We start from the raw sequence: 15,321 nt of genomic DNA, 5'->3' as shown, positions 1-15,321 counted from the left end.
ATTATCGTTATCTATCTTATTTGGCTATGTTAGCATGTGCGCCCATTGAATGGGTAGAAATAGACTCAAGGCTTTGTCATGAATCAAAAATCCTGGCTGCTCAACCTCAGCCTGCTGAAAACGCACCCGGCGTATCGCGCCGTTTTTATCGCTCGCTTTATCTCCATTTTGTCCCTCGGGCTGCTCGGCGTGGCCGTGCCGGTCCAGATCCAGACCATGACGCACTCCAGCTGGCTGGTGGGGTTATCCGTCACCTTAACCGGCGGGGCGATGTTCATCGGCCTGATGGTCGGCGGCGTGCTGGCGGACCGCTACGAGCGTAAAAAGCTGATCCTGCTGGCGCGCGGCACCTGCGGCGTGGGCTTTATCGGGCTGTGTCTGAACGCGATGCTGCCGGAGCCGTCGCTGATTGCCATTTATGCCCTGGGGCTGTGGGACGGCTTCTTCGCCTCGTTAGGCGTGACGGCGCTGCTGGCGGCAACGCCCGCGCTGGTCGGGCGCGAGAATCTGATGCAGGCGGGGGCGATCACCATGCTCACCGTGCGCCTCGGCTCGGTGATTTCACCAATGGTGGGCGGCCTGCTGCTGGCGACTGGCAACGTGGCGTGGAACTACGGGCTGGCGGCGGCGGGGACCTTTATCACCACGCTAACGCTGCTGCGCCTGCCGCTGCTGCCACCTCCGCCGCAGCCGCGCGAGCATCCGCTGAAATCGCTGATGGCCGCGATTCGTTTCCTGTTCAGCAACTCGCTGATTGGCGGCATTGCGCTGCTCGGCGGCCTGCTGACGATGGCGAGCGCCGTGCGCGTGCTCTACCCGGCGCTGGCGGGCGAGTGGCAGATGAGCGCCTCGGAGATTGGCGTGCTGTACGCCGCCATTCCGCTCGGCGCGGCGTGCGGGGCGCTGACCAGCGGCAACCTGGCGCAGAGCGCGCGTCCGGGGCTGATTATGCTGCTTGCCACGCTGGCCTCGTTTATCGCCATCGGCTTCTTTAGCCTGATGCCGGTGTGGGCGCTGGGCGTGCTGTGCCTGGTGATTTTCGGCTGGCTGAGCGCCATCAGCTCATTGCTTCAGTACACCCTGATCCAGACCCAGACGCCGGAAGGCATGCTCGGGCGCATTAATGGCCTGTGGACGGCGCAGAACGTCACGGGCGATGCGATTGGCGCGGCGATCCTCGGTGGGCTGGGGGCGATGATGACCCCGGTGGCTTCGGCGAGCAGCAGCGGGTTTGTATTGGCAATTATTGGTGTGATTTTATTAATGACGTTGGCAGAATTGCGCCGGTTCAGGCAGGAGAGTGTGTTGAACGACGGTGCGGCCTGATGCCATCACCCCGGCCCTCTCCCACAGGGAGAGGGAGGGAAAATACCTACTTAAACAACGCATTCAATCTGTCTAACACCAGCATCGCGCTGTAATAATCCAGGCGGAACGTCTCGGTTCCCAATGCCCAAACCCGTTTGTTTTTCACCGAAGGTAGATGCGCCAGCAGCGGGTTGGCGTAAATCGCATCCACGTCTTTCTGGTCGCCGGCAAACACAAACAGCCCTTCGCCGTTCAGCCCCGTAGCCAGGTTTTCCCCACCCAACTGAATAATGTCGTGGCGTTTGCCCTGACTTTTTGACGTGTGCAGCCCGGCGGGCAGAGCGGCCAGCGTAAAGCCCAGCTGGTGCAGCAGCTTGCCCTGCGCCGATTCCGCGGTCCACAGGTTGGCGCTGTGCGCGGCGGCGGTGTAGACGATGGCGTTCACCGGCTGCGGCGGCAGCTTCATCTGCTCTTTCACCTGCGCGAGCTGTTTATCAAACTCGGCAATGCGCTCTGCGGCCTGTTTTTCCTTTCCGGTGATGCTGCCCAGTTGGGTCAGTAGCGCCTGCCAGCTCTTGTCGTCGTAATTAATGATAAGCGTCGGGGCGATGGCGGAGAGCTGATCGTACAGCGCCAGCGCGGAATCCCCGCCGGTGGCGCCGATCAAAATCAGGTCCGGCATTTGCGCCGCTACCGCTTCGGCGCTCGGCTCGCCGATGTACAGCCGCGCAACCTTACGCTGTTTCGCAATATCACCCCACTGGCGCAGAAAACCCTGCGCATCCGCCACGCGATTGTTCGGCGTGGTTGCGCCGCTGGCGATGACCGGCGCGTCAATTGCCAGCAGGGAGCCGGTTAAGGTCACGCTGGTGGAGACAATGCGCGTCGGTTTGCGCTCCAGCGTGTGTACGCCGCGGCTGTCGGTCACCTGACGCGGCCAGTCTGCGGCGGTGGCTGAGGTTAGTCCTAAAACAAAAAGTCCTGTCAAAAAGAGGGCATTGCGGCAAACGGCAGGGAATTTCACTGAGCGGCATCCTGTTTTTGTTGAAGATAATGCTTCTCATTTTCATGGTTGTGAGGGAGGGATGCAAGCGTTTGTCGCACAAGTCTTTACCCGATGGTTGACAGCGGGGCGATGTGGGATTAGGTTAGCCGACGAAAATATAAATGATAATCATTATTGCTTCTTTTATCATTTTGAGGAGGATGATATGGACACGTCCCTGGCTGAGGAAGTTCAGCACGCCGCGACCACGCTGCAATCAGACAGCTTTTTCTTTATGTCGCCTTATCGCAGTTTTACTACCTCAGGCTGTTTTGCCCGCTTCTCTGAACCTGCCGTCGGCGGCGACGATCCGGCAGGGCACTTCCAGCAGAAATTAGCCCAGGCTTTCCGGAATGCAAAAGCCAGCGGCATCGCCCATCCCGTCATGGTAGGGGCCATCCCGTTCGATACCCGCAAGCCGTCGTCACTGTTTATTCCGCAACGCTGGGAGACGTTTTCCCGTCCTGCGCGTCAGCAGTCCGCGCGCTATTTCTCCGGCGCGCAGGCGCTGAAGGTGGAACAGCGCACCGAGATCCCCGCTCAGCCCGTTTTTGAAGAGATGGTCGCCCGCGCCGCGTCGCTGACCGCCACGCCGCAGGTGAACAAGGTGGTGCTGTCGCGTCTGATTGATATTGCCACCGACAAACATATAGACAGCGGGGCGCTGATGGAGCGTCTGATCGCCCAGAACCCGGCTAGCTTTAACTTCCACGTGCCGCAGGAAGACGGCGGCGTGCTACTCGGCGCCAGCCCGGAACTGCTGCTGCGCAAAGAGGGCAGGCACTTTAGCTCTCTGCCGCTGGCAGGCTCCGCGCGCCGTCAGCCGGACGACGTGCTGGATCGCGAAGCGGGCAATAAGCTGCTGGCCTCCGAAAAGGACCGTCACGAGCACGATCTGGTCACCCAGGCGATGAAGGCCATTCTGGCACCGCGCAGCCACCATCTCAGCATGCCTGATTCTCCTCAGTTGATTACCACGCCGACGCTGTGGCACCTGGCGACGCCGGTTGAAGGCGACGCGCGCGAGAACGAAAACGCCCTGACCCTGGCCTGCCTGCTGCATCCGACGCCGGCACTGAGCGGTTTCCCGCATCAGGCGGCAAAAGAGCTGATTGCCGAGCTGGAGCCGTTCGATCGCGAGCTTTTCGGCGGCATCGTCGGCTGGTGCGACAGCGAAGGCAACGGCGAGTGGGTGGTAACCATCCGCTGCGCGCGTCTGCATAAAAACACCGTTCGCCTGTTTGCCGGTGCGGGCATTGTCCCCGCCTCCTCGCCGGTGGGCGAGTGGCGCGAAACCGGCGTGAAGCTCTCCACCATGCTCAACGTGTTTGGCCTGCACTAAGGAACACTCATGACCATTCCCTTTACCCGCTGGCCTGAGGAATTCGCCCGGCGCTACCGTGAAAAAGGTTACTGGCAGGATCTGCCGCTGACCCACATCCTGACGGACCATGCGGACAGCGATGCCGTGGCGATTATCGACGGCGATCGGCGCATCACCTACCGCGCGTTTCATCAGGCGGTGAACAATCTGGCGTCCGCCCTTCAGGCGCAGGGGCTGCACCGCGGCGAGACCGCGCTGGTGCAGCTCGGCAACGTGGCCGAGTTCTACATCACCTTCTTCGCGCTGCTGCAGATCGGCGTCGCGCCGGTGAACGCGCTCTTTAGCCATCAGCGCAGCGAGCTGAACGCCTACGCCGTGCAGATCAAACCCGCCGTGCTGATCGCCGATCGCGACCATGCCCTGTTCGCGGGCGATGATTTTCTTAATACCTTCGTGGATGAACACCGCTCGGTTCGCGCCGTGCTGCTGCGCGGCGATAAGGGCGCACATGCTCTGGAAGCGGCGACTGCGCGTCCGGCGGACAACTTCATCCCGAACCCGACGCCCGCCGACGAAGTAGCATTTTTCCAGCTCTCCGGCGGCAGCACCGGCACGCCGAAGCTGATCCCGCGCACGCACAACGATTACGACTACAGCATCCGCCGCAGCAACGAGATCTGCGGTATCACCGCCGAAACGCGTTACCTGAACGCGCTCCCTGCGGCGCATAACTATGCCATGAGCTCGCCGGGATCGCTGGGCGTCTTCACGGCAGGCGGTTGCGTGGTGCTGGCGAACGATCCGAGCGCCACGCTCTGCTTCCCGCTGATTGAACAGCATCAGATTAACGTCACCTCGCTGGTACCGCCTGCTGTCAGCCTCTGGCTTCAGGCGATTGCCGACGGGGCGGGCAACGCGCAGCTTAAATCACTGAAGCTGCTGCAGGTGGGCGGCGCCCGCCTCTCCGCCACGCTCGCGGCGCGTATTCCGGTAGAGATCGGCTGCCAGCTCCAGCAGGTGTTCGGCATGGCCGAAGGGCTGGTGAACTACACCGCGCTCGACGACGCGCCGGAGCGCATCATCAATACCCAGGGCCGCCCGATGTGCCCGGACGACGAAGTGTGGGTGGCGGACGAGGACGGCAACCCGCTGCCGCGCGGTGAGGTCGGGCGTTTGATGACGCGCGGACCGTATACCTTCCGCGGCTATTTCAACAGCCCGGAACACAACGCCAGCGCCTTCGACGCCGACGGCTTTTACTGCTCCGGCGATCTGATCGCCATTGACGAGCAGGGCTACATCACCGTACAGGGGCGTGAGAAGGATCAGATCAACCGCGGCGGCGAGAAGATCGCCGCCGAAGAGATCGAAAACCTGCTGCTGCGCCACGAAGCGGTGATCCACGCCGCGCTGGTGAGCATGGAGGACAGCCTGCTGGGCGAAAAAAGCTGCGCGTATCTGGTGGTGAAACAGCCCCTGCGCGCGGTCGAGGTGCGTCGTTTCCTGCGCGAGCAGGGCGTTGCCGAATTTAAGCTGCCGGACCGCGTGGAGAGCGTGGATGCGCTTCCGTTAACGCCGGTCGGCAAAGTCGATAAGAAACAGCTGCGCCTGTGGCTTGCTGAACGGGCACAGGGCTGAGGAACAGAGTATGGCCATTCCAAAATTAACCGCTTACGCGCTGCCGACTGCCGCAGAGCTGCCGACCAACAAGGTGAACTGGAGCTTTGAGCCGGAACGCGCCGCGCTGCTAATCCACGATATGCAGGAGTATTTCCTGAACTTCTGGGGCGAAAACAGCGCGATGATGCAGCAGGTGGTGGCGAACATCGCCAGACTGCGCGCCTGGTGCAAAGCGCACAATATTCCGGTGTACTACACCGCCCAGCCGAAAGAGCAGAGCGACGAAGATCGCGCCCTGCTGAACGACATGTGGGGGCCGGGCCTGACCCGCTCGCCGGAGCAGCAGCGCATCGTCGCTGAGCTGACCCCGGACGAAGCGGACACGGTGCTGGTGAAGTGGCGCTACAGCGCGTTCCACCGCTCGCCGCTGGAGCAGATGCTAAAAGAGACGGGCCGCAACCAGCTGCTGATTACCGGCGTTTACGCCCATATCGGCTGTATGACCACCGCCACCGATGCCTTTATGCGCGACATCAAGCCGTTCTTCATTGCCGACGCGCTGGCGGATTTTACCCGCGACGAGCACCTGATGTCGCTCAACTACGTGGCAGGACGCTCGGGCCGCGTGGTGATGACCGACGAGCTGCTGCCGTCCGTTCCGACCTCGAAAGCCGCGCTGCGCGAGCTGATCCTGCCTTTACTGGACGAGTCCGACGAGCCGATGGATGACGAAAACCTGATCGACTACGGTCTGGACTCGGTGCGCATGATGGCGCTGGCCGCCCGCTGGCGCAAAGTGCACGGCGATATCGATTTCGTGATGCTGGCAAAAAATCCAACAATCGACGCCTGGTGGGCGCTGCTCTCCCGCGAGGTGAAGTAATGCGTTTTGATTTTACCGGCAAAACCGTCTGGGTAACGGGCGCGGGGAAGGGGATTGGCTACGCGACGGCGCTGGCGTTTGCTGAGGCGGGCGCAGAGGTGACCGGGTTCGACCTGGCCTTCCCGCAGGGCGATTACCCCTTCGCCACCGAGACGCTGGACGTGGCGGATTTTGCTCAGGTCAGCGATACGTGTGGTCGTTTGCTTAATACCCTCGAACGTCTGGACGTGCTGGTCAACGCGGCGGGCATTCTGCGCATGGGGGCGACGGACCAGCTCTCGCAGGAGGACTGGCAGCAGACCTTTGCGGTCAATGTTGGCGGCGCGTTCAACCTGTTCCAGCAGACGATGGGCCAGTTCCGCCGTCAGCAGGGCGGGGCGATTGTCACTGTGGCATCCGACGCGGCACACGCGCCGCGCATCGGCATGAGCGCCTACGGTGCCTCGAAAGCGGCGCTGAAAAGCCTGGCCCTGACCGTCGGGCTGGAGCTGGCGGGCAGCGGCGTGCGCTGTAACCTGGTGTCGCCGGGCTCAACGAACACCGACATGCAGCGCACCCTGTGGAAAAGCGACGATGCGGAGCAGCAGCGTATTCGTGGCTTTGGCGAGCAGTTCAAGCTCGGTATTCCGCTGGGCAAGATTGCCCGTCCGCAGGAGATTGCCAGCACGGTGCTGTTCCTGGCATCCGATGCCGCCAGCCATATCACCCTGCAGGATATTGTGGTGGACGGCGGCTCCACGCTGGGGGCCTGATGATCTGGAAACGTCATTTATCGCCTGAAGAACTGAACGCCACCAGCGTGAACACCCTTGTGGCACATCTGGGCATCGTTTATACCCGCCTCGGGGACGACACGCTGGAAGCGGAGATGCCGGTGGATGCGCGCACCCATCAGCCGTTTGGCCTGCTGCACGGCGGGGCGTCGGCGGCGCTGGCGGAAACGCTGGGCTCAATGGCCGGTTTTCTGATGACCCGCGACGGGCAGAGCGTGGTGGGCACGGAGCTGAACGCCACGCACCATCGCGCCGTCTCTCACGGTAAGGTGCGCGGGGTATGTCAGCCGCTGCATCTGGGACGTTCGAGTCAGAGCTGGGAGATCGTGGTATTCGACGAACAGGGGCGGCGGTGCTGCACCTGTCGGTTGAGTACGATGGTGCTGGGGTAGGCCATTCGGCTGAAAGTGATCGGCTTAACACTGTGGTGTAAATCTCTGGTTTGACCACGCATTATTGCGTTTCAAAGTTGTTAAATTTTATCCGTTGTTCTAGAAACAAAATGTAACATCTCACTGTTTCACAACAACGGATAACAGCTATGAACAACTCAGGGAAATACCTTACATGGGCGGTGCTCTCCGTTGTGGGAGCCTTTGCCCTGGGCTATATCGCCCTCAACCGGGGGGAACAGATCAATGCGCTCTGGATCGTTGTCGCCTCCGTCTGCATTTATCTGATCGCGTACCGTTTTTATGGCCGCTATATCGCTAATACCGTGCTGGCGGTTGACGGCACGCGCATGACGCCTGCCGTGCGCCACAATGACGGTCTGGACTACGTGCCGACCGACAAAAAAGTGCTGTTCGGTCACCATTTTGCGGCGATTGCCGGGGCGGGTCCGCTGGTGGGGCCGGTGCTGGCGGCGCAGATGGGCTACCTGCCGGGGATGATCTGGATCCTCGCGGGCGTGGTGCTGGCGGGGGCGGTGCAGGACTTTATGGTGCTGTTCGTCTCCACCCGCCGCGACGGCCGTTCGCTGGGCGAGCTGGTGAAAGAGGAGATGGGGGCAACCGCCGGGGTGATTGCCCTCGTAGCGACCTTTATGATCATGGTGATCATCCTCGCGGTGCTGGCGATGATCGTTGTGAAAGCGCTGACCCACAGCCCGTGGGGGACCTACACGGTTGCCTTCACCATTCCGCTGGCGCTGTTTATGGGGATCTACATACGCTACCTGCGCCCGGGCCGCATCGGTGAAGTGTCGGTGATTGGCCTGGTGTTCCTGGTGTTTGCGATTATCTCCGGCGGCTGGGTGGCGGAAAGCCCGACCTGGGCGCCGTTCTTCGACTTTACCGGCGTACAGCTGACCTGGATGCTGGTGGGCTACGGATTTGTAGCGGCGGTGCTGCCGGTGTGGCTGCTGCTGGCCCCGCGTGACTACCTCTCTACCTTCCTGAAAATCGGCACCATCGTCGGGCTGGCGATTGGCATTCTGATTATGCGTCCGACCCTGACCATGCCGGCGCTGACCAAATTTATCGACGGTACCGGTCCGGTCTGGACCGGCAACCTGTTCCCGTTCCTGTTTATCACCATCGCCTGCGGCGCGGTGTCGGGCTTCCACGCGCTGATTGCCTCCGGGACCACGCCGAAGATGCTGGCGAATGAAAATCAGGCCTGCCTGATTGGCTACGGCGGCATGCTGATGGAGTCCTTTGTGGCGATTATGGCGCTGGTTTCCGCCTGTATTATTGACCCGGGCGTGTACTTCGCGATGAACAGCCCGATGGCGGTGCTGGCCCCGGCCGGAACCGCTGACGTGGTGGCCTCTGCCGCGCAGGTGGTGAGCGGCTGGGGCTTTGCGATCACCCCGGAAACGTTGACGCACATTGCTGATGAGGTGGGCGAACAGTCGATCATCTCCCGTGCGGGCGGAGCGCCTACGCTTGCGGTGGGCATGGCTTACATCCTCCACGGCGCGCTGGGCGGGCTGATGGACGTATCGTTCTGGTATCACTTCGCCATTCTTTTTGAGGCGTTGTTTATCCTGACGGCGGTGGATGCGGGAACCCGTGCGGCGCGCTTTATGCTGCAGGACCTGCTGGGGGTGATCTCCCCGAACCTGAAGCGTACCGACTCGCTCCCGGCTAACCTGCTGGCGACGGCGCTGTGTGTGCTGGCGTGGGGCTACTTCCTGCACCAGGGCGTGGTGGATCCGCTGGGCGGGATTAACACCCTGTGGCCGCTGTTCGGTATCGCCAACCAGATGCTGGCAGGCATGGCGCTGATGCTCTGCGCGGTGGTGCTGTTCAAGATGAAGCGCCAGCGTTACGCCTGGGTGGCGCTGGTGCCCACCGCGTGGCTGCTGATCTGTACCCTGACGGCGGGCTGGCAGAAAGCCTTCAGCCCGGACAACAAGGTGGGCTTCCTGGCGATCGCCAACAAGTTCCAGGCGATGATCGACAGCGGTAAGATCCCGGCGCAGTACACCGAGTCCCAGCTGTCGCAGCTGGTGTTTAACAACCGTCTGGATGCCGGGCTGACCATCTTCTTTATGGTGGTGGTCGTGATGCTGGCGTTGTATTCTCTCAAGACCGCGCTGGCGGCGTTGAAAAACGATAAGCCAACAGCGAAAGAGACGCCGTACGAGCCAATGCCTGAAAACCTGGAAGAGATTGTCACCCAGGCGAAAGGGGCGCATTAATTTAACTAAATATATCCCTCACCCCGGCCCTCTCCCCAAAGGGGAGAGGGTGTTCAAATTCCCTCCCCCCCTTTGGGGAGAGGGTTAGGGTGAGGGGAAATAGCGAGAAACGACCTATGTTCGACACCCTTTCCAAAGCAGGTAAGTATCTGGGCCAGGCCGCCAAAATGATGATTGGTGTGCCGGATTACGACAACTACGTCGAGCATATGCGCGTCAACCATCCGGACCAGACGCCCATGACCTACGAAGAATTTTTCCGCGACCGTCAGGATGCCCGCTACGGCGGCAAGGGCGGGGCGAAGTGCTGTTAACCCTCTTTAGGTAAATAGAGGCTGATTTGCTCCTGTTTACAGCCGTAGACGACCGCCAGCTTTTCGCGGGTGCGCTTTTGCGGTCTGGAGTCCAGCGCTTCCAGCTGTGACACGGCAGACTGGCTAATGCCGAGTTTCTCAGCCACCTCTTGCTGGGACATGCCGCGCAGGATACGCCACGCGGCCTGCAGGCTAACGTTCTCGTTATGCATGATGTCGCACACTTCACCCGGTAAACCTACGTTATCGTAGATGTCTGATTCGTAAGGGATGTCTTCCCAGTCGTTTTCATTATCGTCGTCGTACTCCAGCATGGCTAAGCGCATGCGAAAATATTCACCGTAGGGAATGACAACATACTGTTTTTTTCCTTCTTCATCCTTGATGAACTGAATAGTCATATTCCGTATGCTCCTCATGAAGGTAGGTGGTGGTTGTCCGGCGTTTTACCGCCACTACGTAACAGGTGTCACCCGGCGGGTCCCCGAAGGTGTAAATGATCCTGTAATCGCCTAATCGCAACCTGAAGTGGTTTTCGGGAGAAGATAATTTCTTGATATCTGAGACCGGTGACGCTTTATCATCCATCTTCTCCAGCCTGAATTTAATGCGGTTTTGATACCGATTATCGATTTTAGAAAATTGCTTCTCAGCTGTTTTTGACCAGACAATCTTCATCCGTACCTCCACTGTACGCCCACACAAAACATAAGGAAATAATAAGACTATTAGATAAATTCTGAATTTCTAATGGGCTACTGTAGAGCGGAGAAAAAACGGGAGAAAGCGGCAAAACGCAAACCTTCAAGGCTGCTCGGGAAGGCCTCTGCCGGGCGACAGAGGCTTGCAGAAAATATGCGATCAGGCGTTCAAACCGCCGTCTACGTCCAGACCGGTACCGGAGATCTGACCAGCAGCCGGGCTGGCAAGGAAGGTGACCGCCGCCGCGACGTCTTCCGGCTGACCGTAGTGACCCAACGCAATAAGCTGACGCTGAGCGTCAGCCTGTTCCCCGTCTTCCGGGTTCATATCGCTGTTGGTCGGGCCGGGGTGCACCAGGTTAACGGTAATGCCGCGCGGTCCTAAATCACGGGCCAGTCCGCGGGTGAGGGAGTTTAGGGCAGATTTGGTCATCGAGTAAACGGCAATGCCCGGCTGCGCCACGCGGTTTGCCAGACAGCTGCCGATGTTGATGATGCGCCCGCCGTCGGACATGTGCACCAGCGCTTCCTGAATGGCAATCACCACGCCGCGGATGTTGACGTTGATAAGGGCGTCAATGTCCGCCAGCGTCATGGACTCCAGCGGGCCGCCGCGCGCGATCCCGGCGTTGTTGACCAGAATGTCCAGCCCGCCAAGGGAACGCGCCGCATGGGTGACGGCGTCCTGAATCGCCTGTGCGCTGGCGCTGTCCGCCTGCACGGCTTCGCTATGTCGTCCCAGTGCCTTAATCTCATCGGCGACCGCCTGGGCTTTATCGGCCGATTTTTCATACGTAATAATCACATCCGCACCGGCGCGCGCCAGCGAGAGTGCAATTGCCCGACCCAACCCGCGGCTGGCGCCGGTAACCAGCGCCTTTTTACCTGTTAAATCGATCTGCATGATGACCTCGTTACGAAAGTGGTAAGAATCATCATTAGGTATAGCCTGTCGGCGAGATTAACGGCTGAAGGATTCCACTTTCTCAAACGCGGCGCGCAGAACGTCAGGCGTTAACGCAACCGGCAGATAGTGAATCGACTCCACCGGGCGCAGGGTGTGGGCAATGACCTTATCCAGCGCTTCCCGGTTATTGATGTCGACGTCCAGCTCGCGAAGCGTGGTCGGCAGGTTAAAGCGCTTGTACGCCGTCACCAGCTGCGCCAGCACGTCGTCCTGGCCGAGCAGGGCGCTCTGCATCAGAATACCGTAGGCCACCTTGGTGCCGTGCAGGTATTTTTCCGTCTGCGGCAGCACGGTTAAGCCGTTGTGTACCGCATGCGCTGCCGCCACGCGCGTATAGCGTTCGCCCAGTCCGCCGACCATCCCGCCGCCGGCGATAATCGCATCCACCACGTCCCGGAACGCCTGCGTCTGTTCGCCGCGCTGCTGGTCGGCCAGCGCTTGCTCACTGTGTTCCAGCAGCACGTCGCGGATCGCCAGCGCGCCGTTGATGCCCAGCCGCACGGTTAGCGGCAGATTTTCAGGCTGCGGGGCAAGCACTACCGCCTCATACCACTTCGCCAGCGTATCGCCGACGCCTGCCAGCAGATATTCCGCCGGGGCGTTAAGGACGATCTGCGGCTCCACCAACACCAGGAAGTTGGCGTCGTCGAAGATCTCAAAATGCAGCGCCTGACCGGCATCGTTGTACCAGACGGAGAGCGGGGTCCAGGCCGCGCAGGTGGCGGCAATGGTAGGGATGCCCACGAACGGCACCCCTAAGCGGCGCGCCACGGCCTTGACGGTATCCAGTACCGCGCCGCCGCCGACGCCAATCACCACGCTGGCGCCGCTGCCGGATTCGTTCACCAGATGGGTGACGTCGCGCTCGCTGCAGTGGCCTTTAAACAGCAGGTGTTTCGCCCCCGGCGCGTTAAAGCTCTCCGGCAGGAAAGGGCGCGCACCTTCGATAGCGCGCTCGCCGTAGATCCATACCGCGCGGGAAAGCTGTTCCGGGGTAAAGAAGTTATCCAGCTGCGCAAGGCTTCCGGGGTGAGAGAAGTAGTTCGCCGGGCCGGGCACGACGCGGATGTCGGTGTTGCTCATGGTGTTGTCCTTTTTAGCAAGCGCTAACCCGATGTTATGTCTGGACATCCGGATGGCTAATAATATTTCGCTTTAAGTTATGCCTTTTCCGTCGTTGTCAGTCAACCGGAGCTGTGAAAAATTCGATAAATCAGAAGAGTAATGAAGGATTTACGCGGATGGTTTCCAGTCGCCTTGAAATGCGCGGTATCAGCCTGGCCTTTTCCGGTTTTCAGGCGCTGTCGTGCGTGAATTTCACCTTAACCGGCGGGTCAGTACATGCGCTGACCGGTGCCAACGGCGCGGGGAAATCGACCCTGATGGCGGTGCTGTGCGGCACGCACGACCACTATGAGGGCGAGATCAGCATCAACAATCAGCCGGTGAGCATCCGTGAACCGCTTGATGCCAAACGGCTGGGGATCCACCTCGTACAGCAGGAGGTGGATGTGGCGCTGATCCCGGGGTTAAGCATCGCTGAAAACATTATGCTCGACCAACTGGCGCTGCCGGGGCATCGTTTCAACTGGCGCGGCGTCCGCCAGCAGGCGAGGCAGGCGCTGGCGCAGCTTGACGTTACGCTGGACGTGCGCCGTTCCATCGACAGCTGTTCGCTGGCCGAAAAGCAGCAGATTTTGCTGGCGCGCGCCTTGTCTCATCACTGCCGTTTTTTGATTCTTGATGAACCCACCGCGCCGCTGGACGCGCACGAGAGCGAGCGTCTGTTTACGGTGGTGAGACGTTTAAAGCAGCAGGGCATCGGCGTGGTGTTTATCTCCCACCGCATTCACGAGCTGAAGGCCATCTGCGACACCTTAACGGTGCTGCGCGACGGCAGGCTGATCGAATCCGGCCCGATGGCCGATCTTAGCGGCGAAGCGATCGTCGAGAAGATGCTCGGCCACGTGCTGAGCGATATCTATCCGCCCGCGCGGCCCCCGCACGGCGAAGAGACGCTGCTGCGCGTTGAGGGGCTGCACGACGACGCGCTGCTGAAAGATATCTCCCTGCACCTGCGCAAAGGCGAAATCCTCGGGATTGCCGGGCTGGCGGGGGCGGGGAAAACCGAACTTTGCAAGGCGCTGTTTGGCGCCACCAAAAGCCGCGTGGCGCGCGGTGAGCTGAATCATCAGGCCTGGACCCCGCGGGACCCGGCGGATTCGGTGCTGCGCGGGCTGGCGCTGGTGCCGGAGGAGCGGCGCAAAGAGGGCATTTTTATCGACGAGCCGGTGAGCATGAACCTTGCCGTGTGCGCCGATAACAGCTTTTCGCGCTGGAGCCTGTTCGGCCATCGTCAGGCGTGGCGCTGGGCGGAAGAGGTGATTGCCCGCGTCGGCGTGCGCGCCCGTGGGCCGGGGCAGGTGCTGCGACGTCTGTCCGGTGGCAACCAGCAGAAGGTCGCCATCGGTAAATGGCTGCGCAATGACGCCAGCGTGCTGATATTCGACGAGCCGACCAAGGGCGTGGACGTGAAGGCCAAAACCGACCTGTTCCAGCTGATTGACGGCCTGGCGCGCGAGGGCAAAGGGGTGATTTACGCCTCGGGCGAATTTGCTGAACTGGTGGGATTGTGCGACCGCATCTGCGTGCTGTGGGACGGGCGTATCGTGGCGGAAATCGCCGGGGCGGAGGCCCGCGAAGAGACACTACTTTATTATTCAACCGGAGGAACGGCGTCGTGAGCAAGGCCCTTTCAGTAACGGCGGCAGCGTCTGGCCGTCAGCAACTTTTTGATTTTCTCTACAGGTGGGGCATGCTGTTGACCGTCGTCGCGCTGGTGGCCGTCTTTGGCCTGGCGTCGGACAGCTTCCTCGATCCGAACAACATCATCAACATTCTGCGCTCGATTGCCATCGTGACGGTGATTGCCGTTGGCGTGTCAATTTCGTTGACCGTTGGCGGGTTCGATCTCTCCGTGGGCTCCACCGCGTCGCTGGCGAACGCGCTGGTGATTTCCCTTTTCGTCTGGCACGGCTTAGGTACCACCGAGTCGATTCTGATCACCCTCGCGCTCTGCACGCTGGTCGGGCTGTTTAACGCCTTTCTGATCGTCATCCTGCGTATTCCGGACATGCTTGCCACGCTTGCCAGCCTGTTCGTCATTCAGGGCGTGGCGATGACCTACAGCTACGGCGGGTCGATTACCGAGAACATGGTGCTGCCGAGCGGCGACATGGCGGAAGGGACCATTCCGGCGGCGTTTAGCCTGCTGGGGCAGGTGCCGACCATTGTGATCGTCATGCTGGTGGTGACCGTGCTGGCGCAGCTTGGCCTTTCGTTGACCACTCACGGACGTCGTATGTACGCCATTGGTGGCAACCCGGAAGCGGCGCGCCTTTCAGGCATTCGCACCACGCGCTACAGGGTAGCGGCCTACATGATTGCCTCGCTGCTGGCGGGGCTGGGCGGCATTCTGCTGGCCTCCCGCATTGGATCGTCGCAGGTGAATGCGGGCGGCGGATACCTGATGGATGCGGTGGCGGCGGCGTGGATTGGCTTCTCGCTGGCAGGCTCCGGCAAGCCGAACGCGCTGGGAACCCTGGTCGGGGCGGTCATTCTCGGCGTGCTGTCGAACGGGCTGGTGATGCTCTCAGTGCCGTATTATGCCATGGACATTATAAAAGGGCTGGTGCTCGCGGTGGCACTGGCGATTACCTACATACAAAAACGCTGACAA

15 protein-coding genes are annotated in these 15,321 nt (G+C 60.8%); 10 read left to right on the top strand and 5 right to left on the bottom strand.

Features of this window, described 5'->3' with window-relative positions; all coding sequences use genetic code 11:
* Positions 1-78 precede the first annotated feature (78 nt).
* Positions 79-1,326 (top strand): enterobactin transporter EntS, encoded by a 1,248-nt coding sequence (entS, locus tag AB8818_RS08315; protein WP_192984023.1) that lies wholly within the window; start codon positions 79-81, stop codon positions 1,324-1,326.
* A gap of 46 nt (positions 1,327-1,372) precedes the next feature.
* Here entS and fepB read toward each other — a convergent pair whose 3' ends face one another.
* The gene (gene fepB, locus AB8818_RS08310) at positions 1,373-2,332 is read right to left on the bottom strand and encodes a Fe2+-enterobactin ABC transporter substrate-binding protein (protein ID WP_192984020.1); all 960 of its coding nucleotides are present in this window, start codon (positions 2,330-2,332) and stop codon (positions 1,373-1,375) included.
* 187 nt (positions 2,333-2,519) lie between these two features.
* On the opposite strand from fepB, the gene entC reads away from it, so the two are divergent.
* The 7 genes from entC (at position 2,520) to AB8818_RS08275 (ending at position 9,914) form a co-directional block, all read left to right on the top strand.
* Positions 2,520-3,695 carry an isochorismate synthase EntC gene (entC, locus tag AB8818_RS08305; RefSeq protein ID WP_192984017.1) on the top strand — a complete coding sequence of 392 codons (1,176 nt, stop codon included), beginning with the start codon at positions 2,520-2,522 and terminating at the stop codon, positions 3,693-3,695.
* Between the two features lie 9 nt (positions 3,696-3,704).
* Entirely contained in the window at positions 3,705-5,315 is a 1,611-nt protein-coding gene (entE, locus tag AB8818_RS08300) for a (2,3-dihydroxybenzoyl)adenylate synthase EntE (RefSeq protein ID WP_192984014.1), read from the top strand.
* Between the two features lie 10 nt (positions 5,316-5,325).
* Positions 5,326-6,180: an isochorismatase gene (locus tag AB8818_RS08295; RefSeq protein ID WP_192984011.1), complete on the top strand. Its 855-nt coding sequence runs from the start codon at positions 5,326-5,328 to the stop codon at positions 6,178-6,180.
* Complete coding sequence (entA, locus tag AB8818_RS08290) at positions 6,180-6,932, top strand: 2,3-dihydro-2,3-dihydroxybenzoate dehydrogenase EntA (RefSeq protein ID WP_163330489.1); 753 nt, start codon at positions 6,180-6,182, stop codon at positions 6,930-6,932. The genes AB8818_RS08295 and entA overlap by 1 nt, the downstream gene beginning before the upstream one ends.
* A complete protein-coding gene (entH, locus tag AB8818_RS08285) occupies positions 6,932-7,345 on the top strand; it encodes a proofreading thioesterase EntH (protein ID WP_116341260.1) in 414 nt (137 codons plus the stop codon). The genes entA and entH overlap by 1 nt, the downstream gene beginning before the upstream one ends.
* 149 nt (positions 7,346-7,494) lie before the next feature.
* Positions 7,495-9,600 (top strand): pyruvate/proton symporter CstA, encoded by a 2,106-nt coding sequence (gene cstA / locus AB8818_RS08280; protein ID WP_166710402.1) that lies wholly within the window; start codon positions 7,495-7,497, stop codon positions 9,598-9,600.
* 116 nt (positions 9,601-9,716) lie between these two features.
* On the top strand, positions 9,717-9,914 hold the full coding sequence (locus tag AB8818_RS08275) for a YbdD/YjiX family protein (RefSeq protein WP_006809671.1): 198 nt from the start codon (positions 9,717-9,719) through the stop codon (positions 9,912-9,914).
* Here the strand turns inward: AB8818_RS08275 and AB8818_RS08270 are convergent.
* The 4 genes from AB8818_RS08270 to AB8818_RS08255 form a co-directional block, all read right to left on the bottom strand.
* Complete coding sequence (locus AB8818_RS08270; protein ID WP_116341256.1) at positions 9,911-10,315, bottom strand: helix-turn-helix transcriptional regulator; 405 nt, start codon at positions 10,313-10,315, stop codon at positions 9,911-9,913. The genes AB8818_RS08275 and AB8818_RS08270 overlap by 4 nt on opposite strands.
* Positions 10,290-10,592, bottom strand: coding sequence for a type II toxin-antitoxin system RelE/ParE family toxin (locus AB8818_RS08265; protein ID WP_116341254.1), 303 nt, complete (start codon positions 10,590-10,592; stop codon positions 10,290-10,292). Before AB8818_RS08265 ends, AB8818_RS08270 begins: the two co-directional genes overlap by 26 nt.
* A gap of 183 nt (positions 10,593-10,775) precedes the next feature.
* Positions 10,776-11,519, bottom strand: a complete 744-nt coding sequence (locus AB8818_RS08260; RefSeq protein WP_116341252.1) for an SDR family NAD(P)-dependent oxidoreductase — start codon at positions 11,517-11,519, stop codon at positions 10,776-10,778.
* A gap of 57 nt (positions 11,520-11,576) precedes the next feature.
* The gene (locus tag AB8818_RS08255; protein ID WP_192984007.1) at positions 11,577-12,665 is read right to left on the bottom strand and encodes an oxidoreductase; all 1,089 of its coding nucleotides are present in this window, start codon (positions 12,663-12,665) and stop codon (positions 11,577-11,579) included.
* A 158-nt stretch (positions 12,666-12,823) separates the two neighbouring features.
* On the opposite strand from AB8818_RS08255, the gene AB8818_RS08250 reads away from it, so the two are divergent.
* Both AB8818_RS08250 and AB8818_RS08245 read left to right on the top strand, forming a co-directional pair.
* Positions 12,824-14,326, top strand: a complete 1,503-nt coding sequence (locus AB8818_RS08250; RefSeq protein ID WP_192984005.1) for a sugar ABC transporter ATP-binding protein — start codon at positions 12,824-12,826, stop codon at positions 14,324-14,326.
* A complete protein-coding gene (locus tag AB8818_RS08245) occupies positions 14,323-15,318 on the top strand; it encodes an ABC transporter permease (RefSeq protein ID WP_192984003.1) in 996 nt (331 codons plus the stop codon). The genes AB8818_RS08250 and AB8818_RS08245 overlap by 4 nt, the downstream gene beginning before the upstream one ends.
* Positions 15,319-15,321: the final 3 nt, after the last annotated feature.

The sequence above is a fragment of the Enterobacter sp. KB-280D8 genome (genome assembly GCF_041399405.1).
Lineage (GTDB): Bacteria > Pseudomonadota > Gammaproteobacteria > Enterobacterales > Enterobacteriaceae > Enterobacter > Enterobacter cloacae_N.
The sequence above is the reverse complement of the archived record's forward strand: the minus strand, read 5'-3'. Positions and strand labels throughout refer to the sequence as shown.

What these genes read in the sequence shown, in the direction of transcription:
- entS (WP_192984023.1), top strand. Translation starts at nt 79, where the DNA reads ATGAATCAAAAATCCTGGCTGCTCAACCTCAGCCTGCTGAAAACGCAC.
- entC (WP_192984017.1), top strand. Translation starts at nt 2,520, where the DNA reads ATGGACACGTCCCTGGCTGAGGAAGTTCAGCACGCCGCGACCACGCTG.
- entE (WP_192984014.1), top strand. Translation starts at nt 3,705, where the DNA reads ATGACCATTCCCTTTACCCGCTGGCCTGAGGAATTCGCCCGGCGCTAC.
- AB8818_RS08295 (WP_192984011.1), top strand. Translation starts at nt 5,326, where the DNA reads ATGGCCATTCCAAAATTAACCGCTTACGCGCTGCCGACTGCCGCAGAG.
- entA (WP_163330489.1), top strand. Translation starts at nt 6,180, where the DNA reads ATGCGTTTTGATTTTACCGGCAAAACCGTCTGGGTAACGGGCGCGGGG.
- entH (WP_116341260.1), top strand. Translation starts at nt 6,932, where the DNA reads ATGATCTGGAAACGTCATTTATCGCCTGAAGAACTGAACGCCACCAGC.
- cstA (WP_166710402.1), top strand. Translation starts at nt 7,495, where the DNA reads ATGAACAACTCAGGGAAATACCTTACATGGGCGGTGCTCTCCGTTGTG.
- AB8818_RS08275 (WP_006809671.1), top strand. Translation starts at nt 9,717, where the DNA reads ATGTTCGACACCCTTTCCAAAGCAGGTAAGTATCTGGGCCAGGCCGCC.
- AB8818_RS08270 (WP_116341256.1), bottom strand. Translation starts at nt 10,315, where the DNA reads ATGACTATTCAGTTCATCAAGGATGAAGAAGGAAAAAAACAGTATGTT.
- AB8818_RS08265 (WP_116341254.1), bottom strand. Translation starts at nt 10,592, where the DNA reads ATGAAGATTGTCTGGTCAAAAACAGCTGAGAAGCAATTTTCTAAAATC.
- AB8818_RS08260 (WP_116341252.1), bottom strand. Translation starts at nt 11,519, where the DNA reads ATGCAGATCGATTTAACAGGTAAAAAGGCGCTGGTTACCGGCGCCAGC.
- AB8818_RS08255 (WP_192984007.1), bottom strand. Translation starts at nt 12,665, where the DNA reads ATGAGCAACACCGACATCCGCGTCGTGCCCGGCCCGGCGAACTACTTC.
- AB8818_RS08250 (WP_192984005.1), top strand. Translation starts at nt 12,824, where the DNA reads ATGGTTTCCAGTCGCCTTGAAATGCGCGGTATCAGCCTGGCCTTTTCC.